We start from the raw sequence: 21,964 nt of genomic DNA, 5'->3' as shown, positions 1-21,964 counted from the left end.
GGTATTTCACATTACTATGTTACGCATCACTCTCGATCTTCCCCCAGCGACGTGGAGTGATCAATGTCCCCCAGGACTACGGCGGGCGTCTGCCTGCTCGCAGCGGCGGTTCTGTCAGGCACGGCGGCCTGCGGCGGGAACGGCGGAGCGCCCGCCGCGGACCGGTCCGGGGAGGCCTCGCAGCCCTCCTCCGGCGAGGCCGCCCGGGGCGGGACGCTCACGATCCTGTCCAACCAGGATTTCGGCCACCTCGACCCGGCCCGCAACTGGACGATGCCGGAGATGGACTTCGGCCTGCGCTACCTCTACCGCTCCCTGGTCACCTACCGGGCCGAGCCCGGCGCGGCCAGCCTGCAGGTCGTCCCGGACCTGGCCACCACCACCGGCGAGATGTCCGACGGCGGCAAGACCTGGACCTTCACCCTCAAGGAGGGCCTGAAGTACGAGGACGGCTCGCCCATCGTGGCCGCCGACGTCAAGTACAACGTGGAGCGGTCTTTCGCCCCCGAGCTGCCCGGCGGCCCCAACTACGCCCGCCTGGTCCTGGCCGGCGGCGAGAAGTACCGGGGCCCCTACAAGGACGGCTCCCTGAAGTCGATCGAGACCCCCGACGACAGAAAGATCGTCTTCAGGCTCAAGCGCCCCGTGGCCGAATTCCCCTACTACGCCACCCTGCCGACCTTCGCGCCGGTGCCCCGGGCCAAGGACACCAAGGCACAGTACGACAGCCGCGTCTTCTCCTCGGGCCCCTACAAGATCGACACCTACGACCGGGGCAAGGAGCTCGTGCTCAGCCGGAACGAGCACTGGGATCCGGAGACCGATCCGGTCCGCAAGGCGCCGCCGGACAAGGTCGTCGTCAAGCAGGGGCTGCGGCAGAGCGTGATCGTCGACCGGCTCATCGCCGACCAGGGCGAGGACCGCAACGCCGTCACCTACGCCGACGTCAACGGCGAGAGCTTCGCCAAGATCCTCACCAACCCCAAGGTCAAGGCGCGCTTCCACAACGAGATCCGCGGCTGCACCGACACCCTGGCCATGAACAGCACGAAGGCGCCCTTCGACAAGCCGGCCTTCCGCCTGGCTCTGCAGTACGCGATCGACAAGGAGTCCTACCAGACCACCAAGGGCGGCCCGGCCGCCGGCGAGATCGCCACCGCCTACCTGCCGCCGTCGCTGTCCGGCGGCGTCCCGCAGGACACCCTGAAGATCCCGCCGACCGGCGACGTCGCCAAGGCCAAGGCGCTGATCGCCGAGTCCGGCGTGGTCACGCCGGTGAAGGTCAAGATGTACGCCTCCACCGGCGACAAGGCGGCCGCCACCGCGATCCAGGAGTCGCTCAAGCGCGTCGGCGTCGAGACCGAGATCAGCACCTTCGACCCGTCGGTCTTCTACGACACGATCGGCGACACCGCCAAGTTCGACGGCATGGCGCTGTACGGCTGGTGCCAGGACTACCCGTCCGGCTCCTCCTTCATCCCGATGATGTTCGACGGCCGCACCATCACCGAAAAGGGCAACAGCGGCAACATGTCGCTGTTCAAGGACCAGGAGACCATGGACCGGATCGACGCGATCTACGCCATGACCGACCTGAAGGCCGCCGACCGCGCCTGGGTCGACCTGGACGCCGCGATCATGCAGAAGGCCCCGATGGTCCCCCTGGTCTGGGCCCGCAAGCCGCTGCTCACCGGCTCCGGGGTCGGCGGCGCGTTCGGCCACCTGATCTGGTCCGGCCAGTTCGACTACGCCACGCTCGGGATCAGGAAGTGACCGCCACCGCGCGCGAGGCGGCCGCGGTGGAACCCGCGGCCCCGCCCCGCCGCGGCCGCTCCCCCGGGCGGATCGCCTACGAGCGGCTCCGCCGCGACCCGGCCGCGCTGTCCGGCCTCGCCGTCGTGACGGTCTTCGTCGCCATGGCCCTGGCCGCCCCGCTGCTGACCGGCCTCAACGGCTGGGAGCCCGAGACCTTCGACAAGACCGCGATCGACCAGGCGCTCGGCGGGATCCCCAAGGGGGATTTCGGCGGGATCGGCGCCGAGCACTGGCTCGGCGTCGAGCCTGGAAACGGCCGCGACGTCTTCAGCCGCATCGTGTACGGCGCGCGGGTGTCGCTGCTGATCGCGGTGGCCTCCACGGCCGTCACCGTGATCGTCGGCACCGCGGTCGGCCTGACCGCCGGATACTTCGGCGGCAGGGTGGACACCGTGCTCAGCCGGATCATGGACCTGGTGATGTCCTTCCCCAGCCTGATCTTCATGCTGGCGCTGCTGTCGGTCGCGCCCGACGCCGACCGCGTCCTGCTGCTCGTGCTGATCATGAGCATGTTCAGCTGGCCGTACGTGGGGCGCATCGTGCGCGGGCAGACGCTGAGCGTCAAGCACCGCGAGTTCGTGGACGCCGCCCGGGTCAACGGCGCCATGGGGGCGCACATCCTGCTGAAGGAGATCCTGCCCAACCTCACCGCGCCGATCCTCGTCTACACGACGCTGGCGATCCCGGCCAACATCGGCACCGAGGCCGCGCTGTCCTTCCTCGGCGTCGGCGTGCGGCCCCCCACCCCGTCATGGGGCCAGATGATCGACAACGGCCTGCTCTGGTACCAGACCGTGCCGACCTACTTCATGATCCCCGGCATCTGCCTGTTCCTGACCGTCCTGGCCTTCACCCTCCTCGGGGACGCGCTGCGCGACGCCCTCGACCCGAAGGGAGCGGGCCGATGACCCTCTACACGCTGCGGCGGCTGGCCGCGGTGGCGGGCGTGCTGCTGGTTATCTGCGCGGTGACCTTCGCCGTCTTCTACGTGATCCCCTCGGACCCGGCCGCCCACGCCTGCGGCAAGACCTGCACCCCGGAGCAGGTGCAGCTGGTGCGCGGGCAGATGGGCCTGGACCGGCCGGTGTACGAGCAGTTCGGCACCTACGTGGCCGGCATCTTCGCCGGCCGCACGCTGGGCACCGGCCCGGCCGCGCTGGAGTGCTCCGTCCCCTGTTTCGGCTACTCCTACCAGAACGCGCTGCCCGTCTGGGACCTGCTGACCGACCGCCTGCCGGTGAGCGTCTCGCTGGCCCTCGGCTCGGCCGTGCTCTGGCTCGCCGGCGGCCTGGCCATCGGGCTGGTCGCGGCCCTGCGCCGGGGGAGCACGCTCGACCGCTCGCTCATGGCGGCCACGCTCGCCTCAGCCTCGGTGCCGGTCTACTTCACCGCGATGATGCTGCTGCTCGTCCTGGTCCAGCAGCTCGAGTGGCTGCCCTACCCCGACTATCGGCCGATCACCGAGGATCCGGCCGCCTGGGCGGGCAACCTGCTGCTGCCCTGGATGACGCTCGCCAGCCTGTACGCCGCCATGTACGCCAGGCTCACCCGGGCCTCGATGATCGAGACGATGGCGGAGCCGTACATCAGGACGGCCCGCGCCAAGGGCCTGTACGAGCGGACCGTCGTCACCAAGCACGGCCTGCGCTCGGCGCTCACCCCGATCGTCACGATCTTCGGCATGGACCTGGGCGGCCTGCTCGCCGGGGCGGTCATCACCGAGCACGTCTTCGGCCTGCCGGGCATCGGACAGCTCACCTACGACGCGATCTTCAAGGCCGACCAGCCCGTCGTCCTCGGCGTCACCCTGCTGGCCGCCTTCTTCATCACCCTGGCCAACCTCGGTGTGGACCTCGTCTACGCCGTGATCGACCCCCGTGTGAGGTACGCGTGATCCTGGAAGTCAGAGACCTGCGGGTGAGCTTCCCCGCCGGGACCGCGGTGGACGGGATCGGCTTCACCCTGGACCGGGGCCGCACGCTCGGCATCGTGGGCGAGTCGGGCTCCGGCAAGTCGGCGTCATCGCTTGCGATCATGGGACTGCACCGCGAGGCCGCCGTCTCCGGCTCGATCGTCTTCGACGGCGAGGAGCTGGTGGGCGCACCCGCCTCCCGGCTCCGCGAGCTGCGCGGCCGCCGGATGGCGATGATCTTCCAGGACCCGCTGTCGTCGCTGCACCCCTTCTACACCGTCGGCGAGCAGATCGCCGAGGCCTACCGGCTGCACCTGCGGGCCTCGCGGCGGGCGGCGCGCGAGCGCGCGGTGGAGATGCTCGCGGAGGTGGGCATCCCCGAGCCGAGGCGGCGCGCGGGCGAGTATCCCCACCACTTCTCCGGTGGCATGCGGCAGCGCGTGATGATCGCGATGGCCCTGTCCTGCGAGCCGGACCTGCTCATCGCCGACGAGCCGACCACCGCCCTGGACGTGACCGTGCAGGCGCAGATCCTGGAGCTGATCAAGAGGATTCAGGAGGACCGCGGCGTGGCGGTCATGATGATCACTCACGACCTGGGCGTCGTGGCGCGGGTCGCCGACGAGGTCCTGGTGATGTACGGCGGGCGCACCGCCGAGCACGCCCCCGCCCGGGAGGTCTTCCGGGCCCCCCGCCACCCCTACACGCGGGGACTGCTCGCCTCGGTGCCCCGCCTGACGGCCGCGGACGGGCAGGACGGAGGACGGCTGCGGGCGATCCCCGGCAACCCGCCGTCGCTGCTCGCGCCGCCGTCCGGCTGCCGGTTCCACCCGCGCTGCGCCCGTTATGCCGCCGCCCCCCACGACGCCTGCATCACCGAGGCCCCCGAACCGCGCCCGGCCGCGCCCGGCGGCTCCGGGCCGCTGGGCGCGGGCCACCGGACGGCCTGTCACCTCGCCGAGATCCCCGGAGGCACACGATGACCGGACAGTCCACCGCCGGGCCGGAGGCGGCGGGCCGGACCGCGCCGCTGCTGGCCGTACGGGACCTGCGGATGACCTTCGGCGGGCGGCGGGACGGGGTGAAGGCCGTGGACGGCGTCACCTTCGACGTACGGCCCGGGGAGACCCTCGGTCTGGTCGGGGAGTCCGGCTGCGGCAAGTCCACCACCGGCCGGATGATCGTCCGCCTGCTGGAACCCACCGGCGGCACCGTCACCTTCGACGGCCGCGACATCACCCGGCTCGGCCCGCGCGACCTGCGCCCGCTCCGCCGGGACATCCAGATGATCTTCCAGGACCCGTCCGCGTCGCTGAACCCCCGCCAGACCGTCGAGCGCATCGTCTCCGGCCCGTTACGGCTGCTGGACCGGCGCGGCGTGATCGAGCTCCTGGAGCGGGTCGGTCTGGGCGCCGAGCACGCCGACCGCTATCCGCACGAGTTCTCCGGCGGCCAGGCCCAGCGCATCGGCATCGCCCGGGCGCTGGCGTCCCGGCCCAGGCTGATCGTCTGCGACGAGCCGGTGTCGGCGCTGGACGTGTCGATCCAGGCGCAGATCGTCAACCTGCTCGCCGACCTCCAGCGGGAGCTGGGCCTGGCGTACCTGTTCATCGCCCACGACCTGTCGGTGGTGCGCCACATGTGCGACCGGGTCGCGGTGATGTATCTCGGCCGCGTCGTGGAGATCGGCCCCCGCGAGTCCGTCTACACCGACCCGGCCCATCCCTACACCCGCGCCCTGCTGTCGGCCGTGCCGGTCCCCGACCCGGAGGTGGAGCTCACCCGTGAGCGGATCGTCCTGCTGGGCGACCCGCCCAGCCCGGCCGCCCCGCCCCCGGGCTGCTCCTTCCACCCCCGCTGCGCCTCGGCCCGGGACCTGTGCCGGAGCCAGGCGCCCCCGCTCGAACCGCACGGCGCCGGCGGCAGGAGGGTGGCCTGCCACTTCCCCGGCTGACGGTCGCCCGCCGACGGTCTCCGGCTGACGGCCTCCCCGCTGACGGCGCGGACCGGTGCCCGCCGGGTCCGTGGCGTTCAGCCGTCGCCGAGCGGCCGGGTCAGGCGGCGGCGGAACACCCAGTAGGTCCAGCCCTGGTAGACCAGCACCAGGGGCGTGAAGACGGCCGCGACCCAGGTCATCACCGTGAGCGTGTACGGGCTGGAGGCGGCGTTGTCCACGGTGAGGCTGTTGGCCGGGTCGAGCGCGGGCATCACGTCGGGCCACAGGGTGGCGAACAGGGTGACGGTGACCGCGACGATGGCCACCGTGTTGGCGGTGAAGGCCCAGCCGTCGCGGCCGCGCACCGTCGCGGCCAGGGCGCCCGCGATCGCCGCGGCGGCCAGCGCCACGGTGGCCCAGGTGACGGGTCTGCCCACCGTCAACTGGGTGATCACGAGGAAGAGGCCGCCGACGGCCAGCGCCGCCGGAGCGGCCACCCGGATCAGCCGCGCGGCGCGCTCGCGCAGCTCCCCGCCGGTCTTCAGCCGGACGAACAGGGCGCCCTGCAGGGTGAAGAGCACGAGCGTGGCCAGGCCGCCGAGCAGCGCGTAGGGGTTGAGCAGGGTGAGCAGCGAGCCGGTGTACTCGTGGTCGGCGTCCAGCGGGACGCCGCGCACGATGTTGGCGAAGGCCACTCCCCACAGGAACGCCGGCCCGAGCGACCCCCAGAAGAACGCCCGGTCCCAGCCGGTGGGGCTGTCGCTCTTGTTACGGAACTCCAGGGCGACGCCGCGCACGATGAGGGCCACCAGGATGACGAACAGCGGCAGGTAGAAGCCGGAGAACAGGGTCGCGTACCACTCGGGGAACGCGGCGAAGGTCGCGCCGCCCGCCACGAGCAGCCAGACCTCGTTGCCGTCCCACACCGGCCCGATGGTCTGGACGAGGACGCGCCGGTCGGCCTCGTCACGGCCCAGCAGCGGTAGCAGGATGCCGACGCCGAAGTCGAAACCCTCCAGCACGAAGTAACCCGTCCACAGGACGGCGATGAGCAGGAACCAGACGGTGGTGAGCTCCATGACTGCTCCTTCGGCAGGACGGGTTCAGTAGGACAGGGCGGGGACGGTGTCTGCGGGCCGGTCGGGCTCGCCCTCGTCGTCCGGGCCGATCCGGATGAACTTCAGCAGCAGCCGGACCTCGACGACCGCGAGCACCGCGTAGATCAGGGTGAAGCCGGCCAGCGAGACGGCGACCTCGGTGACGTCCACGCCGGGCGAGACCGCGGCGGCGGTGCGCATGATCCCGAAGACGGTCCACGGCTGGCGGCCCATCTCGGTGAAGATCCACCCCAGGGAGTTGGCCAGGAACGGCAGGCCGATCCCCAGGATCGCCAGCCGGTGGAACCACGGGCCGCGCGGCAGCCGCCCGCGCCGGGTGGCCCAGAGGCCGGCGAGCGCGAGCAGCGCGGCCAGCGCCCCGAAACCGATCATCAAGCGGAACGACCAGTAGGCGACGCCCACGACGGGCCTGTAGTCGCCCGGGCCGTAGAGGCTCTCGTAGCGGGCCTGGATGTCGTTGATCCCCTCGACGCGGCCGTCCGGCGTGTTGGTGGACAGCAGGCTCAGGCCGTACGGGATCTGCAGGTTGATGTGGTTGCGGCCGTTCTCGACGTCGCCGACGGCGAACAGCGAGAAGCCGGCGGAGGTCTCGTCCTCCCACAGCGCCTCGGCGGCGGCCATCTTCATCGGCTGCTGCTCGGTCATGATCTGCGCCTGCCAGTGGCCCGACAGGGCGACCCCGGCGGAGGCGGCCAGGGTGACGGTCAACGCCAGGCGGGCGGAGGTCCGGAACAGCTCGACCTCCCTGCCGCGGGCGAGCTGCCAGGCGCTCACCCCGAGGACGAAGGCGCCGGCGGTGACGAACGCGCCGAAGATCACGTGCGGGAACGTCACCAGCGTGGTGGAGTTGGTCAGCACCGCCCAGATGTCGGTCAGCTCGGCCCGGCCGGTGACCGGGTTGAGCCGGTAGCCGACCGGGTGCTGCATCCAGGAGTTGGCCGCCAGGATGAAGTAGGCCGAGATGTTCGTGCCGATCGCGGCCACCCAGATCGTCGCCAGGTGAAGCCTGGGCGACAGCCTGTCCCATCCGAAGATCCACAGGCCGAGGAAGGTGGACTCCAGGAAGAAGGCCATCAGCCCTTCCATGGCCAGCGGGGCGCCGAAGACGTCACCCACGAAGCGGGAGTAGTCACTCCAGTTCATCCCGAACTGGAACTCCTGCACGATGCCGGTGACCACGCCCATCGCGAAGTTGATCAGGAAGAGCCTGCCCCAGAACTTGGTCAACCGCAGGTAGGCCGGTTTCCGGGTGCGGTGCCAGGCGGTCTGCAGTCCCGCGACGACGATCGACAGGCCGATCGTCAGCGGCACGAACAGGAAGTGGTAGACGGTTGTTATACCGAACTGCCAGCGGGACAGGTCCAGGACGTCCATCAGCGCTCCAGGTCATCAGTGGGTCACTGAAGGGTGGCCGGACGGGCGGAGTCCGGCGTAGGGCCGGCGGACCTCGCCTGACAGGACCTTGGTCCCGACCGCGCGGACCGCACCCCGGTCCGTCGCACGGGCCGGACCGGCGTGGTGGGGGTACGGCTGGCCGGCGGATGCCCGCTCCCGGGCCGCGGCCCCGTCTTCTCCCGGCCCTGGGACACCCCGTACCTCGACCCGGCGATGGACGTCGAGTAAGGTTTACCTGCCCTAATTAAGGTAACCCTTTCCAACTGCCCTGGAGTGACGGTGTTCGCCAGCTACCTCATCGGCCTGCGCGAGGGGCTGGAGGCCACGCTCGTGGTCTCCGTCCTCGTCGCGTTTCTGGTCAAGAGCGACCGCAGGGACCGGCTCCCCCTCGTGTGGCTGGGAGTGATCGCCGCCGCGACGCTCTCGATCGGTTTCGGCGCGCTGCTCACCTTCACCGCCGCCCATCTCGGGCACCGGCAGCAGGAACTCTTCGACGCGGTCACCTCGCTCCTCGCCACGGTCTTCGTGACCTGGATGATCTTCTGGATGCGCCGGGCCGCCCGCTCGCTCTCCGGCGAGCTGCGCGCCAAGCTCACCGACGCGCTGCGGCTCGGCCCGGTCGCCGTGGTCGTGATGGCGTTCCTGGCCGTGGCCCGCGAGGGCCTGGAGACCGCGCTGCTGTTCTTCGCCTCCGTCCAGGGTGCGACCACCAGCGCCACCCCGCTGATCGGCATCAGCCTCGGCATCCTCACCTCGATCGTGATCGGCTGGGGCCTCTACAAGAGCGCCCTGAGGATCAACCTCACCACGTTCTTCACCTGGACCGGGCTGCTGCTGATCCTGGTCGCCGCCGGAATCTTCAAGTACGGCGTGCACGACCTGCAGGAGGCCGACATCCTGCCGGGCCTGTCCACCCAGGCGTTCGACATCAGCGCCGTCCTGCCCGCCGACTCGTGGTGGGGCGCGCTCGTCTCGGGGATGTTCAACATCACACCGCAGCCGACGGTGCTGGAGACCATCGCGTGGGTCGCCTACGCGGTGCCCACGCTGGTGCTGTTCCTGCGCCCGCCGTCGTCCAGGCGGCCCACCCCCACCGTCTCCACCACCGCCTGAAAGCAGAAGAATCATGCGTAACCCCATCATCCTGGCCGCCGCCGGGCTGGCCCTGGCCACGCTGTCCGCCTGCTCCGGGGAGCCCCAGACGGCCACCACGACGGGCGCGAGCCCGGCCAAGGACGCCAAGATTGCCGTCGCGGCCAGCGACACCGCGTGCAAGGTCGCCGTCAGCGAGCTCAACGCCGGCACCTCCACCTTCGCGATCACCAACGGCGGGTCCAAGGTGACCGAGTTCTACGTCTACGCGGCGGGCGACCGGGTCATGGGCGAGGTGGAGAACATCGTGCCGGGCCTGACCCGCGAGGTCATCATCGAGCTGCCGCCCGGCACCTACGAGGCCGCCTGCAAGCCCGGCATGGTCGGCAAGGGCATCCGCAACCCGCTGAAGGTCAGCGGCGAGCACAAGCCGCTGTCCGACGACGCCCAGCTCGCGGAGGCGACCGCGGGCTACAAGCGCTACATCAAGTCGCAGAGCGACACGCTGCTGGTCAAGACCCAGGAGTTCGTCGACGCCGTCAAGGCCGGCGAGATCGACAAGGCCAAGGACCTCTACCCGGTCGCGCGCACCTACTGGGAGCGCATCGAGCCGGTCGCCGAGATCTTCGGCGACCTCGACCCGGCCATCGACGCGCGCGAGGCCGACCTCGAGGAAGGCCAGGAGTGGACCGGGTTCCACCGGATCGAGAAGGATCTGTGGATCAAGAAGGACGTCGCCAAGGACGGTCCGATCGCCGACAAGCTGATGACCGACGTCAAGACCATCGTGCAGAAGGCCAACGAGGCCCAGCTCTCCCCCCTCCAGCTGGCCAACGGCGCCAAGGAGCTGCTCGACGAGGTCGCCACCGGGAAGATCACCGGTGAGGAGGACATCTGGTCGCACACCGACCTGTGGGACTTCGACGCCAACCTGCAGGGGTCCAAGGCCGCCGTCCAGGCGCTGCGCCCGGTGCTGGAGGAGCGCTCGCCCGAGCTGGTCAAGACGCTCGACGAGAAGTTCGCCCTCGCCGAGGCCGCGCTGGGCGCCCACCAGAAGGGCAGCGGCTGGAAGCTGCACAACGAGCTGTCGAAGGCGGAGCTGAAGGAGCTGTCCGACGCGATCAACTCGCTGGCCGAGCCGATCAGCAAGCTGGCCGCCGCCGTCACGGCGTGAACCGCGTGCCGTGAAGCGCATGGCCTGAGCCGCGTGAGGTGAGCCGCGCGGCCCGGGCCCGCCGGCCGGGGTGATCGGCGGACGCGTGCCGCGTGGCGCGTCCGGCGATCACGACCGGACCACCGCCACCGGGCAGTGCGCGTGGTGGAGCACGCCTCGGCTGACCGATCCCAGGATGATCGCCCTGATGGCGCCGCGGCCGTGCGAGCCCATGACGAGCAGGTCGGCCCGGGCCGAGGCGTCCACGAGAGCCGACACCGGGTGGGCGTGGGGGACGTCCTGCACGACGTCGACCCCGGGGAACCTCTCCTGCCAGGCGGTGAGCTGGCCGGCGGCCACCAGGCGCTGTGCCCGCCGTACCTCGCCGACGTCATAGGCGCTCTCCGGCGTGAACGCGTGGGCCACCACCTGCCAGGCGTAGACGGCGCGCAGTGTGCACCCGCGCAGCCTCGCCTGCTCGAAGGCGAAGCCCAGCGCGGGCTCGGATCCGGAGGAGCCGTCGATGCCCACGACGACCTCACCGTGCGGCCCGCCCTCCTCCCCTCTGACGACCACGACGGCGCCCGGGGTGTGACCGGCCACGTGGACGACCGCCGAGCCCAGCAGCGCCCCGGCGAAACCTCCCGCGCCGTGGCTGCCGATCACGAGCTCGGTGGCCGTCCCGGCCTGGTCGCGCAGGGCCTCGACCGGTGCCCCCTCGATGAGCACGGTGGTCACGTCGACCTCCGGCCGCCGTTCGACGGCCGCTGCGGCCGCCTCGGCCAGCACCTGCTCACCGGCGCGCGTCATGAACTCGGGCCAGTCGGGCGGGGGGAAGACCGCGACGCCGTACGGCCAGCTGTCCACGACATGGACGATCCGCAGCGGCAGCCCCCTGCGGGAGGCGTCGTCGACCGCCCATCTCACGGCCGCCGTGGCGGTGGGCGAGCCGTCCGTCCCGACGGCGACCAGTTCAGCCATGGCTCGCCCTCCTGCTCTCTGCGCCTGCTGGGGCTCCGTCGGAGCGTGGACCTGGGTGGTCCCCGCCCGGCGGCGGCCGTCCCGGCACGAGAGGGACCCCCTCCTTCACTCCTTCCCGGTTCCGGCCGGAGGGACCCCCGCGGCCACGACGGCGGGCGTGGCCGGGCGGCGCTAGTGGCCCATCACGGGCCTCGCCCCCGCGGCCGGGACCGGCAGGTGCTCGCGGATGAGCAGCCCGCTCGCGGCCAGCACCCACAGCCCCGCCAGCACGCCGGGCAAGTACCCGACCAGCGGGCCGTCAGGCGCCAGCACGCCCCCGGTGCTCCCGATCGCGAATGCGGCCAGCACCATGACCACGGCGACCACCACGGCGGCCCAGGCCATCCAGAGCGGGAACACGCGCGTACGCATGATGGCCGCGGCCGAGGCCCCGAACGGCACCGCCATCGCGATCCCGGTGACCGTGCCCATCACCGTCAGAGCGGTGTACGGCCCGGCCGCGATCGCCAGGAGCGGCCTGTGCACGGTCATCGCGTAGGTCATTCCGGCGAACACCGCCACGCCGACGAACCCGATCGCGGAGACGAGAATGTAGCCGGCGAGCACCAGCGCGGGCGCGTCGCTGCTCTCGTCCGCGCGCCGGAAGGCCGTGGCCAGCGCGGCGCCGAACCACAGGAACAGCGCGATCGCGATGGCGTACAGCAGCGCTCCGGCCAGGATCTGGGCCCGGTACTCCGCCAGGTATCCGGCGATCGTCGTCACCGGGGCCGTGACCCTCGGCGCCCCTCCCGTCACCAGCCGCCCGACGATCCAGAACACCAGCGCGCCGATGCCCGCCAGGCCGCCCCATCGGAACTCGTGACTCTCCTTCACGTGAATCACCCCCACGCTCAACGATTCGCCGCTCCCGCCGACACTTCCAGGGCCGAAGGTCCCTACTTCGGCTGCCCCGGGGCGCCTGAGGGCCGATCGACCGGGATGGGAGGACCTTCGGCCCTAAACGCGGGTGAGAACGGTCGGCAAGCTTGGGGGGTATGAAAGGACTGGAGGCGCTCTCGCGCCGGGAGTGCATCGATCTGCTGGCTTCGACGCCGATCGGGCGGATCGTCTTCACCGACCGGGCGCTCCCCGCGGTGCAGCCGGTCGGCTTCTGCCTCGACGGCGAGGACATCGTCATCCGCACCGGCGGAGGGTCAAAACTCGCCGCCGCCACCCGCCACACCGTGGTGGCCTTCGAGGCCGACGCCTTCGACCTGCAGGCGCTCACCGGCTGGTCGGTCACCGCCGTGGGGCACGCGCGAGCCGTGTACGACCCCGCGGAGATCGCCCGGCTGTCGGTGCTGCCGCTGACGACCTGGGCGCTCGGCGGCCAGGACCACTTCATCGTGGTGCGGACCGAGCAGATCTCCGGCCGCCGCGTCCGACGCTAGGGCGCTAGCCGTCCTGCCTCGGGACGGGGACGACCGCGACAGGGCACATCCCCCGCTGGAGGAGCGACCTGGCGACCGGACCGACCCTGCCGTGCCCGCGCGCGCCGCCGACCACCATGAGGCTCGCCTGTCTGGACAGGTCCGGCAGGAGGCTCTTGGCGGCCTCGGCGACGGAGCGGGCCTGGACAGGCACCGCGGGATATCTGGCCTGCCACGGTTCCAGGCGTCGCAGCAGGTCGTCCTCGGCGCCCCTCGCGACGGCCTCCGTGTCGGGCACCAGCGGCATCGGCGCGCTCCACGCCGCCGGCTGCAGGCGCCTGGCCTGCACGGCCACCAGGTCCAGCCGCCGGATGTCGGCCTCGTGGAAGGCGAACTCGATCACCTCGTCGGCTGTGTCCCCGGCCATCCCCAGGACCACGGCCCCGCGGCGCCGGGAGACGGGGATCGGGCCGGGGCCGCGCACCACGACCACCGGGCAGCTCGCGTGCGCCGCCAGGTAGCCGGCCACCGACCCCAGAACGGTCCTGGCCAGGGTGCCCATGCCGCGGGAGCCCACCACGACCAGCTCCGCGCGGGCCGACAGCTCCACCAGCCGGTCGCCGGCGGCCCCCTCGTACAGGTCGGCGGTGACGTCGGTGATCGTGCTGCGTGAGCGGGCGCAGTCGGCCCCGTGGTGCAGCACGTGTTCGGCTGCCTTGCGCAGGTGAAGCTTGGCCTCGTCACCGGCCTCGCCGTACGGCCACCACCACGTGTGGGTCACCGCCAGGGGCAGCTTCCTGAGCTCGGCCTCGTCCATCGCCCATTCCAGGGCCTGCATGGAGAAGTCGGAACCGTCGTAGCCGACGACGACGTCACGGGTCTCGGTCATCTTCCTCACCTCCCTCCCATGCTCGGCGCCCCGGCCCCGGCGCGGCAGGGCGGAAGGTCCCACCGGTCCGGGACCTTCCGCACTCCTTCCTCCTTTACTTCCTCTTCCTGCCGTTCCTCCCTCCGCGCGGGCTCCGGCCCGGGTGGTCCTGCGCCCTGTCCGGGCCGGGCGGCCGGGCCGCCGGATCGGGCCCGCCCGCCGCAGGTCCCCGGCACCGGCGCGACGCGGCGTGCGGGATGCTTGATGGGTGGTCTGCCTGCGTTTCGCCGACGAACTGCGGATGTTCCTCGCCCCGGACCGGCGGGGCGGGCAGGTGCGCGTGCCCCATGACGGCACCTCCTCGCTGGGTCATCTGGTCGAGTCGGCCGGCGTGCCGCTCACCGAGGTCGGGGGGCTGGTGGTCGGCGGACGACGGAGGGCGCCGTCCCACCGGCCGGATGACGGCGACACCGTGGACGTCCTGCCGGTACGGAGGCCGCAGCGGGTCGGCTCCGCCGGGTTCGTGCTGGACGTCCACCTGGGCACGCTCGCGCGGCGGCTGCGGCTGCTGGGCGTCGACGCGGCCTACGGCAACGACCGCGACGACGATGAGCTGATCGTCCAGGCGAACGCGGAGCGCCGGGTGCTGCTGACCCGGGACCGCGGCCTGCTGCGCCGCAGGGCGCTGTGGTCGGGGGCGTACGTGCGCGGAGTCCGGCCCGACGACCAGCTCGCCGACGTCCTGGACCGGTTCGCGCCCTCCCTGTCCCCGTGGACGCGGTGCACGGCCTGCAACGGGCTGCTCGCGCCGGTCGCCAAGCAGGACGTGGAGCACCTCCTCGAACCGGCCACCCGCCGCACCTACGACACCTTCGCCCGCTGCCGCTCCTGCGGCCACCTGTACTGGCGGGGCGCCCACCAGCGACATCTGGAGGCGATCGTCGAGCGGGCCTGCGGATGAGCGGCGCTCCGCCGGAGACCGGCCCAGGCTGAGACCTGCGTCGCTCTCAGCGCCCGCCCGGTGGGGCATGTGGTCAGGGAAGCCGGCTCGGCGGGAGAGCTCAGCCGAGCCGGCTCCCTGAGTTGGCGCCGTTGTATACCCCTCGGGGGGATACACCTGCAGCGTACGTACCCGCGAAGGCCGGCCGTCACGGGCGTGGAGTCGCCTCAGCGGACCGGATTCTCGGTCACGCCGAACGCGGTCCACCCCAGGCCCGGGAAGCCCGCCGCTGCCGCGACGGCTGCGGAAGCGAGGTTGCCCGGATCATGCATGTACGTGGGTATCGCCCCCTCATCCAGCACCCGCCGTGCCGCCTGGGCGACCAACCGGCGAGCCAGGCCACGGCCACGCGCGGCGGGCGCGGTCACGACGGCCAGCTCGTGCCCGTGCTCGTCATGCCGCTTGATCCCCACCCCGGCCAGGTGCTCGCCGGTTTCCGGATCCACCGCCACCAGCACCTCGCCTCCGAAGGGCCACAGCCATTCGGGCACGCCCGGCGCCCGGGCGGGCAGCCACTCCCCCGCGTCAGGGAGCGGCGCCGGGGCCAGGCTCCAGCGGAAGACCGCGGTGAACCAGCCGTGCCCAGGGCGGCCGACCAGGGCGGCGATCCCGTCAACTCCGATGTCGTACTGCTCCGCCACGCTTTCGACCAGCTCCGGCGGGACCGACAGCACGCCACCCATCGGGCTCGCGACACCGAGGGCCGGATGGATCCGGCCGTCCCAGGCCGGGCGGACGCGTTCACGGGAGCCGACGACGTCAAGGCCGCCCCCGGCGGGCCACCGGCCCAGCCAATGGGACAGATGCCCCGCCAGCCGCTGCTCCGGTCTCATCTCACACACTCCTATACGGTAGGGGGGTATAGTACATCGCCAGGAGGTCGACATGCGACGTTTGGATTCCCTGCAGCCCGCTGACGCGCCGGACAAGTCTCGCGAGCTGCTGACCGACATCATCGAAAGGCACGGCGTCGTCGGCGACATGGTCGCGACCATGGCCCACTCCCCCGCGCTGCTCCAGGGCTATCTGGATCTCTCCCGCTCCGGTGCTGTCCGCAACGCTCGCCCGTTACGGAGATTCCCTCTCCGGCCGGTCGCCCTGGCGTGGAGTCACCCGTCGAGGCCCGGCGGCAGGTGCCCTCGCCATCTGGACTGACGTCACCGTTCGACCACCGGGCCGGGGAAAACCTCGACCAGTACTGGCGTCCTGGGCGCGCCGGCGGGGCGCACGTCACCAGCCGGACCAGCTCTGCACCACCAGGTGCCAGGTCAGTCAAGCCAGCCCAGGCGAGCGGCACGCACACCGGCCTGAAAACGGCTGCCCGCCCCCAACAGCGCCGTGAGCTCCCCGACGATCCGGGTGACCGTGCGTGTCGACACACCCAGCGTCCGCGCGATGGCCTCGTCCTTCACTCCGGTGGCCAGCAGGCGGAGCACCGCTGTCTGCTGGTCTGTCAGCGCCGCGCCGCCGGCGGCGCGGGGGATGTCACGGGGCTCCGAAGCCGCCGTCCAGACCGTTTCGAACAGTGCGGTCAAAGACCTCACCAGGAGGGTCCCACGGATGAGCACCGCGCCTCCGGCGAGGTCACTGGGCTCCGACTGCACGATCGCGACCTGCCGGTCGTAGATGAGCATCCTGGTGGGAATCACCGGCGTGACCCTGACCTCAAGGCCCGCGGCCAACCACACCGGAAGGAATTCGCGGATCAGCGGATCGTTGACCATCCGCTGGGCATGGATGGAGCGTATGCGCACCCCCCGGTCCAGGTTGCGCCGGCTGTGGGCCAGGGCCGCCTCGAGACCATCGCGTGTCCATTTCGCCGGAGGATGCATCGCGACCACTTCATGCTTGACCATCGCGGCGCACTCGTCGATCCGCTGGTGGAGGGCGCCCACGCGGTCCCGCTCGTAGAATTCCACATGAATGTCGTCCCCGCGCTTGGCGGCGACGCCCAAATAGTCTTTGACCAGCGACGCCGTCATCACGTGCTGCTCCAGCATCTGGTCCAGCGCCCGGTGCTGAGATTCCAGGATGCGCGCGAGAGCGACCGTGGAATCCACAGTCGTCTCTGTCTGAGAATTGAAAAGGCGCAGCCGTGCCAACCGCTGTCCGGCCCGGGCGACATCCGCAGCCGCAAGCCCGAGCGCTTCGGCGGCCTCTGCCGGCGACTCCCCCTGCTCGTGCATGCGAGCGTACAGCTCATATGCGACGTGATCGTCTGTGGTCTCGGTCATGATGATCGGCTCATGCTACCGAAGCCGCTTCCGGTTCCCGTCATGGCGGGTTCCGGAAGCCGGTTGCCCTCGATCTTCCCTGCGCGACTACGCCACGATGGTGGCGGAGGCGGACTCGAGTCGATGCCCACACCCTGTCGTCCACGTTAGCCAGAGGAGAACGGCATGATCACCGTCGCCTACAGTCTCGTTTCCTATCAAGTCTCGGAAATCTCGTCCGAGACCTGTGCGCACTGCCTGGACAGCATCCGAGTCGAGCTCATCCAGGTGCCGGGCATCGTGGGAGTGGAACTGACGCCGGAGACCGGGCGAGTTTCCATTCTCACCGACGGCCCCGTCCCCGAACGCCTGGTCCTCGACGCGCTGGAAGCGGCGGGCTGCGAGGTCCGAGGCGACTGACCATGGGTACGGCAGCACGCCGCTCTCCCGGGAGCGGCGTGCTCAGACCGTGGCCGTCGCCTCGCCACCGTCCTCGGGCGCGTCCGGGCGCCGCTCGGCGCGACGCCCCGCGCAACCGCGTCGCCGGTCCAATCACGCTTGGACACGTCGATGGCCGCGGGAGGCGCCCTCTCCTCCGCCCCACAACTGCGCACCATGCCGCCGTCCTGCTTCCCGCCCTCCAGGTGTCTTGGCCGAGATCCCGGTGACACATGATCGTCGGATATTGATCACGAAGAAGGCCCCAGGGCGTAGTGAGTTCGGGGTTGAGGAACAGCGGAACAGTCATCAGCGGTGAGAACGATCTTGCTTATCGTAGCTGCCGTGAGCTGGCCAAACGTGAAGCGCCAAGAAGCTGGGCCCATCTGAAACGAGGGTCACGACCACGGAAAAGCCGCTGCGGCAGCCTGCCGGACCTTCCCCTGACCCGCGGCGGGACACCTCAGCGCTAGCGGCTGTTCCGCTGTTCCTCAACCCCGTTGATGGGCAAGGTCGGCACGAGCTACGACAGCGCGCCGGCCGAGCCGTTCTTCGCCGTCCTCAAACGTGAGCCACTCCACGGGTAAGGCAGACGTCGCCGGTCGACCGGGCGGCAGGCGCGCATGGAGATCTTCTCCTGGGTGGCCCGCCACAACCGGCGCCGCCGGCACTCGGCCCTGAAGAACCTCACACCGATCCGGTACGAAGATCAAGCCCGTTACGCCGGCCTCACTGACCACATGAAACCGGGTGTCCACTCCCCGGGGGGGAAGGCCAGGAAGCTCACCCGCAGCGCCCCTCGGCAGAATCGAAAAGAACCTCATTCCCGCACGTCCGCACAGTCATCCCCCCCGCCGGACGACCTCAGACGGCGCTGTACATGCCGGGCGATTTCGTTGATCGTGATCACTACGGCCACGAGGACGAGCGCGACGACCAGCCCCTGCGCCGGTGAGTCCTGGAACGCGGTGCCGGTGAAGTAGCCCAGGCACGTACCCGAGATACCCCACATCAGTGCGCCGATCGCGTCGAAAAGCGCAAAGGCGCGCCACGGGTAGGCGGTCACTCCGGCGGTCAGTGTGGTGATCGACCGTAGACCAGGAAGGAAGCGGCCGATGACGACGATGACGCCACCGCGACGATCGAGGAGTTCGGACAGCCATCTGGCAGCGGTGTGGCGTTTTGTGCCGGGCCGCAGGCGGCGTAGCACGGGCGGCCCGAGGTGCCGCCCGATCAGGTAGCAGATGTGATCGCCGACGAAGGCGCCGAAGGCTGCGACGAGGGCCACCAGCACAACGCTGGGACGGCCGGTGGCGGCGAACGCTCCAGACAGGAGCAGGATGCCCTCGCTGGGCAGGAGGGGCAAGAAGCCGTCCAGCACCGCGCACAGGAACAACACCAGGTAGAGCCAGGGTGAGCCCATCAGGCTGCCGGCCAGGTCGAGCACGACGTCAGTCAATTTCCCTCCATAATGATACTAGTCTTAATTGAGACTAGTATCATTATGGGAACAGCGGGACACCACGACGAGCAGTTCGATCAGTCAGGAGCAGCACATGCCAGAGCAACTGTCACCATGGGACGGTCGCGTCACGCCGACGCCGTTCGAGGAGTACTCCAAGAAGTACGAGGAGTTCTTCGTGATGACTCGCCGGGACGGGATCATCGAGCTGCGGATGCACACCGACGGCGGGCCGTTCAGGCACAGCTGGGTCGGCCACAATGCCTGGCATCAGGCGTGGGCCGAGGTCGGCAACGACCCGGAGAACGAGGTTCTGATCATCACCGGGACCGGTGAACGGTGGCACACCGGCGATCCGGCCGAGCTGTGGCACACCCCATTCCCGCAGTGGAGCACCGACAGCCAGCTCAAGATGTACGGCGACATGGTCAAGCTGCTGGAGAACTTCGTGTCCGCCATAGACATCCCCACCATCGCCGCGGTCAACGGACCGGGCACGCATTGTGAGTTCGCCACGGCCTGCGACATCACCCTCTGCGCGGAGGACGCCGACTTCTTCGACCCGCATTTCCTGGGCGGCGGGGTACCGGGAGACGGGATGGGGCTGACCCTGCAGCACACGATCGGCACCAAGCGCGCGTCCTACTACATGTACACCGGCGAACCGATCGACGGGCCAACCGCGCTCCGGCTCGGCCTGGTCAATGAGGTACTGCCACGCGAGCGCCTGCTGCCGAGGGCCTGGGAGCTCGCTGAGATGATGATGGCGCGACCACGCGCCTCACGGCTGCTCACCCATGCGATCGCCAGCAGGCCGTGGAAGCGCGCGTTCGTCGACGACCTCGGTTTCCACACCGCCCACCAGCTATGGGGGATGGCCATCGGCGAGGCAGGGCAACTCGACAAGCTACGACAGATGACCGAACGGTTCCGCGGCCCGCAGACGGGCGAATCCAGCCGGGAGTAAACGATGGCGAGACGACGGTCGGCCGACGACACCAGCCCGGTGTCGCTACGGGAACGCAAGAAGGCCAGGGCCCAGGCCTCGATCCAACGCGAAGCCATGCGCCTGTTCGCCGAGAACGGCTACGAGACCACCACGATCGACGAGATCGCCGAAGCCGCCGAAGTCTCACGGGCGACGTTCTTCCGCTACTTCCCGACCAAAGCCGACCTCGTCTTGCATGACATCGCCGACTTGATGGTGATCGACGCACTCCCACAGCATCTCGAAGAAACGAGCCTCGTCGGTGCTCTGCGCAACGCCATCACCTCGCTCATCGACACCGCCACAGCTGAACAACACACGCTCAACCGGCAACGCGAAGAACTACTGCGCAGCGTCCCCGACCTCCGTGCCCGAGTCCCCGGCCAGATCGCCGCCGCGCTGCCGCTGCTCACCGAAGCCCTCGCCCTGCGCCTCAACCGCTCCACCGACGACATCCATCTCCTCACCGTCTCAGGAGCTGCCATCGGAGTCGCCATCGCCGCCTGGAACGCCGCCGCGAACGACCTTTCCGAAGGTTTCACCCAACGCCACCGGCAACTACTCGATGATGCGCTGGCCCACCTCGAATCCGGCCTGTCGCTCCGCGGCACCGAAGGTTGAACCCGGGGTTGAGGACGGCCACCGCATCTACCAACCGGCACACCAGTCATGCGACGCCCTCATATCAGGGCAGGTCAGTGGCATATTCATTGGATTTTCCGCGATTACTACCGGGACCCCTCACACAGCGTAACCAGAGCCATGCTCCAGACCCACGGGCATGGCTCTCATTTTCACCAACACTCAAGGCGGTTGATCAGTGAGTGGCTCTCAAACCGACCAACATATGGCTCTCGGATCCGGGCTCTGGCGCACATTCCATGAAACTAGGAGATCCGGGTGACCAAGATGTGTCCTGCTGGTCTTTCTGCGCAGGTCACGGTGGTCCGCCTGTAAGGCCGGCGGCGTCCTTCACGGAGTGTGCGCCAGAGCCCGGATCCACCTTCATAGCCACGGACCCGAGTGGAGGGCCTAGAAGGTCGCGACCGAGTTTAGAGGTTTGGGGGCTTTCGGTCCTCCCCCTGCCTCCCCTTGTCCGGGTCGGGGAGAAAACCGGGACCTCCGCACTTCTTTTCGCAGTAATCCCACCACTCGTAGGCATCCTTTGTGCATCGATCACGCGCGGCCTTTTTTCTGATCTGGTTGCAGATGATTATGTCCGACGCGAACTGGTCGCCGCACTTCTCCTTGCACGGTTTGACGCTTGCTCCGGTGAGGTTCGAGCTCCCCAAGTAGCGGCTCCAGCGTTGACTGGACGAGCAAGCTTCGTTGGTGGCCGCAAAGAGTATGTCTGGCGCGATGAGCAGCAAAGACGCTGCTATTGCAGATACTACTGCGACGCCGAGCAGCGCCCGGTCCTTGATACGACGAAACATCTCGGCTCCTTTGCTGTTGGGGTGGTTCGCCACTCCAGTTGTGAGGCCGCCCAGAAAGGCTAGGGCGCCAGAAGCCATATCCAAGTATCAGAAAACGTCGCACTACGTTGTCCACCCTGCGGTTCCATTTTTTGGATTAACTTTAAGAGGGCAGGCCAAATACGGGGGAAAAATGAAGAAATTTCCAACGAATATACAGCCCGGAGCCCCTGTAAGGGCCTTCGGGCACAGGCTGGAAGGCGGGCCGCTGACCTGCGTGTCCGCTGCTTTCTGTGCCGTTACCCCCAGGGCCCCGTCAGGAAGGGGCCCCGGCAGTGCTCGCCGAAAAATCCAACGGATATGGCCCTCCGCTCGGGTCGGTGTCATAGGCCGCAAAGTAGGGGCGTACCCCCAGGTCAGGACAGCGCCGATGCCTGTCGAAATCCGCTCACCGACCCGTTTACCGACGTTGATTCTCCGCACGAGTTCTCGACGCTCACCACCTGCGACCTCGTAGTTTCCCGGTGGAGTGTCGACAGACGATCGATTCCGAACAAGATCAACGCCGTTGGGGCTCATGACAGAGTTCTCACGGGCACCCATCATCCGCCGGCCGTGGTGGGCCGAACCGGGAGAACGGGGGCGCGGGTAGGCGGAACGCGGCCCGGTAGGCACTGGGACTGATCCCCACATGCTGGGCGAACCGGTGGCGGAAGGTCGCGGGCGAGCCGAAGCCGCAGCGCTCGGCCAGCCGGTCCACCGGCAGGTT

23 protein-coding genes are annotated in these 21,964 nt (G+C 69.7%); 13 read left to right on the top strand and 10 right to left on the bottom strand.

The window, feature by feature from the left end; genetic code table 11:
* The first annotated feature begins 63 nt into the window (after positions 1 to 63).
* From ACZ6R6_RS44020 to ACZ6R6_RS44000, 5 genes are read left to right on the top strand one after another with little or no spacing between them, the layout of a single operon-like run.
* The gene (locus ACZ6R6_RS44020) at positions 64 to 1,773 is read left to right on the top strand and encodes an ABC transporter substrate-binding protein (protein ID WP_470102918.1); all 1,710 of its coding nucleotides are present in this window, start codon (positions 64 to 66) and stop codon (positions 1,771 to 1,773) included.
* A complete protein-coding gene (locus ACZ6R6_RS44015) occupies positions 1,770 to 2,723 on the top strand; it encodes an ABC transporter permease (protein WP_470102917.1) in 954 nt (317 codons plus the stop codon). The genes ACZ6R6_RS44020 and ACZ6R6_RS44015 overlap by 4 nt, the downstream gene beginning before the upstream one ends.
* Complete coding sequence (locus tag ACZ6R6_RS44010) at positions 2,720 to 3,709, top strand: ABC transporter permease (RefSeq protein ID WP_470102915.1); 990 nt, start codon at positions 2,720 to 2,722, stop codon at positions 3,707 to 3,709. Before ACZ6R6_RS44015 ends, ACZ6R6_RS44010 begins: the two co-directional genes overlap by 4 nt.
* Positions 3,706 to 4,710: an ABC transporter ATP-binding protein gene (locus tag ACZ6R6_RS44005; RefSeq protein ID WP_470102913.1), complete on the top strand. Its 1,005-nt coding sequence runs from the start codon at positions 3,706 to 3,708 to the stop codon at positions 4,708 to 4,710. Before ACZ6R6_RS44010 ends, ACZ6R6_RS44005 begins: the two co-directional genes overlap by 4 nt.
* Positions 4,707 to 5,681 carry an ABC transporter ATP-binding protein gene (locus ACZ6R6_RS44000; protein WP_470102912.1) on the top strand — a complete coding sequence of 325 codons (975 nt, stop codon included), beginning with the start codon at positions 4,707 to 4,709 and terminating at the stop codon, positions 5,679 to 5,681. Before ACZ6R6_RS44005 ends, ACZ6R6_RS44000 begins: the two co-directional genes overlap by 4 nt.
* Positions 5,682 to 5,758: 77 nt before the next feature.
* Here the strand turns inward: ACZ6R6_RS44000 and cydB are convergent, their stop codons facing one another.
* Both cydB and ACZ6R6_RS43990 read right to left on the bottom strand, forming a co-directional pair.
* The gene (cydB, locus tag ACZ6R6_RS43995; protein ID WP_470102910.1) at positions 5,759 to 6,742 is read right to left on the bottom strand and encodes a cytochrome d ubiquinol oxidase subunit II; all 984 of its coding nucleotides are present in this window, start codon (positions 6,740 to 6,742) and stop codon (positions 5,759 to 5,761) included.
* Between the two features lie 24 nt (positions 6,743 to 6,766).
* A complete protein-coding gene (locus ACZ6R6_RS43990) occupies positions 6,767 to 8,155 on the bottom strand; it encodes a cytochrome ubiquinol oxidase subunit I (protein ID WP_470102908.1) in 1,389 nt (462 codons plus the stop codon).
* Between the two features lie 300 nt (positions 8,156 to 8,455).
* Between ACZ6R6_RS43990 and efeU the strand changes: the two genes are divergently transcribed.
* Positions 8,456 to 9,289, top strand: a complete 834-nt coding sequence (gene efeU / locus ACZ6R6_RS43985) for an iron uptake transporter permease EfeU (RefSeq protein ID WP_470102906.1) — start codon at positions 8,456 to 8,458, stop codon at positions 9,287 to 9,289.
* Between the two features lie 13 nt (positions 9,290 to 9,302).
* Positions 9,303 to 10,442, top strand: a complete 1,140-nt coding sequence (efeO, locus tag ACZ6R6_RS43980; RefSeq protein ID WP_470102904.1) for an iron uptake system protein EfeO — start codon at positions 9,303 to 9,305, stop codon at positions 10,440 to 10,442.
* Positions 10,443 to 10,550: 108 nt separating this feature from the next.
* Here efeO and ACZ6R6_RS43975 read toward each other — a convergent pair whose 3' ends face one another.
* Entirely contained in the window at positions 10,551 to 11,402 is an 852-nt protein-coding gene (locus tag ACZ6R6_RS43975) for a universal stress protein (RefSeq protein WP_470102903.1), read from the bottom strand.
* Between the two features lie 171 nt (positions 11,403 to 11,573).
* Positions 11,574 to 12,275, bottom strand: coding sequence for a hypothetical protein (locus tag ACZ6R6_RS43970; protein WP_470102901.1), 702 nt, complete (start codon positions 12,273 to 12,275; stop codon positions 11,574 to 11,576).
* Between the two features lie 161 nt (positions 12,276 to 12,436).
* Here ACZ6R6_RS43970 and ACZ6R6_RS43965 point away from each other — a divergent pair, with 161 nt between their 5' ends.
* On the top strand, positions 12,437 to 12,832 hold the full coding sequence (locus tag ACZ6R6_RS43965) for a pyridoxamine 5'-phosphate oxidase family protein (RefSeq protein WP_470102899.1): 396 nt from the start codon (positions 12,437 to 12,439) through the stop codon (positions 12,830 to 12,832).
* Positions 12,833 to 12,836: 4 nt separating this feature from the next.
* On the opposite strand, the gene ACZ6R6_RS43960 is transcribed toward ACZ6R6_RS43965, so the two are convergent.
* Positions 12,837 to 13,700, bottom strand: a complete 864-nt coding sequence (locus tag ACZ6R6_RS43960) for a universal stress protein (RefSeq protein ID WP_470102898.1) — start codon at positions 13,698 to 13,700, stop codon at positions 12,837 to 12,839.
* A gap of 247 nt (positions 13,701 to 13,947) precedes the next feature.
* On the opposite strand from ACZ6R6_RS43960, the gene ACZ6R6_RS43955 reads away from it, so the two are divergent.
* Positions 13,948 to 14,640: a Mut7-C RNAse domain-containing protein gene (locus tag ACZ6R6_RS43955; RefSeq protein ID WP_470102896.1), complete on the top strand. Its 693-nt coding sequence runs from the start codon at positions 13,948 to 13,950 to the stop codon at positions 14,638 to 14,640.
* Between the two features lie 206 nt (positions 14,641 to 14,846).
* On the opposite strand, the gene ACZ6R6_RS43950 is transcribed toward ACZ6R6_RS43955, so the two are convergent.
* Complete coding sequence (locus ACZ6R6_RS43950) at positions 14,847 to 15,512, bottom strand: GNAT family N-acetyltransferase (protein ID WP_470102895.1); 666 nt, start codon at positions 15,510 to 15,512, stop codon at positions 14,847 to 14,849.
* A gap of 52 nt (positions 15,513 to 15,564) precedes the next feature.
* On the opposite strand from ACZ6R6_RS43950, the gene ACZ6R6_RS43945 reads away from it, so the two are divergent.
* Complete coding sequence (locus ACZ6R6_RS43945) at positions 15,565 to 15,834, top strand: hypothetical protein (RefSeq protein WP_470102894.1); 270 nt, start codon at positions 15,565 to 15,567, stop codon at positions 15,832 to 15,834.
* 113 nt (positions 15,835 to 15,947) lie between these two features.
* Here the strand turns inward: ACZ6R6_RS43945 and ACZ6R6_RS43940 are convergent, their stop codons facing one another.
* Positions 15,948 to 16,913: a helix-turn-helix transcriptional regulator gene (locus ACZ6R6_RS43940; RefSeq protein ID WP_470102892.1), complete on the bottom strand. Its 966-nt coding sequence runs from the start codon at positions 16,911 to 16,913 to the stop codon at positions 15,948 to 15,950.
* A 165-nt stretch (positions 16,914 to 17,078) separates the two neighbouring features.
* On the opposite strand from ACZ6R6_RS43940, the gene ACZ6R6_RS43935 reads away from it, so the two are divergent.
* Complete coding sequence (locus ACZ6R6_RS43935) at positions 17,079 to 17,312, top strand: heavy-metal-associated domain-containing protein (protein ID WP_470102890.1); 234 nt, start codon at positions 17,079 to 17,081, stop codon at positions 17,310 to 17,312.
* 838 nt (positions 17,313 to 18,150) lie between these two features.
* Here the strand turns inward: ACZ6R6_RS43935 and ACZ6R6_RS43930 are convergent.
* On the bottom strand, positions 18,151 to 18,789 hold the full coding sequence (locus ACZ6R6_RS43930; RefSeq protein WP_470102888.1) for a DedA family protein: 639 nt from the start codon (positions 18,787 to 18,789) through the stop codon (positions 18,151 to 18,153).
* Between the two features lie 97 nt (positions 18,790 to 18,886).
* On the opposite strand from ACZ6R6_RS43930, the gene ACZ6R6_RS43925 reads away from it, so the two are divergent.
* Both ACZ6R6_RS43925 and ACZ6R6_RS43920 read left to right on the top strand, forming a co-directional pair.
* The gene (locus ACZ6R6_RS43925; RefSeq protein WP_470102886.1) at positions 18,887 to 19,759 is read left to right on the top strand and encodes an enoyl-CoA hydratase/isomerase family protein; all 873 of its coding nucleotides are present in this window, start codon (positions 18,887 to 18,889) and stop codon (positions 19,757 to 19,759) included.
* A gap of 3 nt (positions 19,760 to 19,762) precedes the next feature.
* A complete protein-coding gene (locus ACZ6R6_RS43920) occupies positions 19,763 to 20,401 on the top strand; it encodes a TetR family transcriptional regulator (protein WP_346117410.1) in 639 nt (212 codons plus the stop codon).
* Between the two features lie 431 nt (positions 20,402 to 20,832).
* On the opposite strand, the gene ACZ6R6_RS43915 is transcribed toward ACZ6R6_RS43920, so the two are convergent.
* The gene (locus ACZ6R6_RS43915) at positions 20,833 to 21,216 is read right to left on the bottom strand and encodes a hypothetical protein (RefSeq protein ID WP_470102884.1); all 384 of its coding nucleotides are present in this window, start codon (positions 21,214 to 21,216) and stop codon (positions 20,833 to 20,835) included.
* Positions 21,217 to 21,784: 568 nt separating this feature from the next.
* Positions 21,785 to 21,964 (bottom strand): AraC family transcriptional regulator (locus ACZ6R6_RS43910; RefSeq protein WP_470102882.1); only part of this gene is annotated, 180 nt, incomplete at its 5' end.

Source organism: Streptosporangium sp. NPDC048886, assembly GCF_055586905.1.
This window is presented reverse-complemented; position numbering and strand designations above follow the sequence as displayed.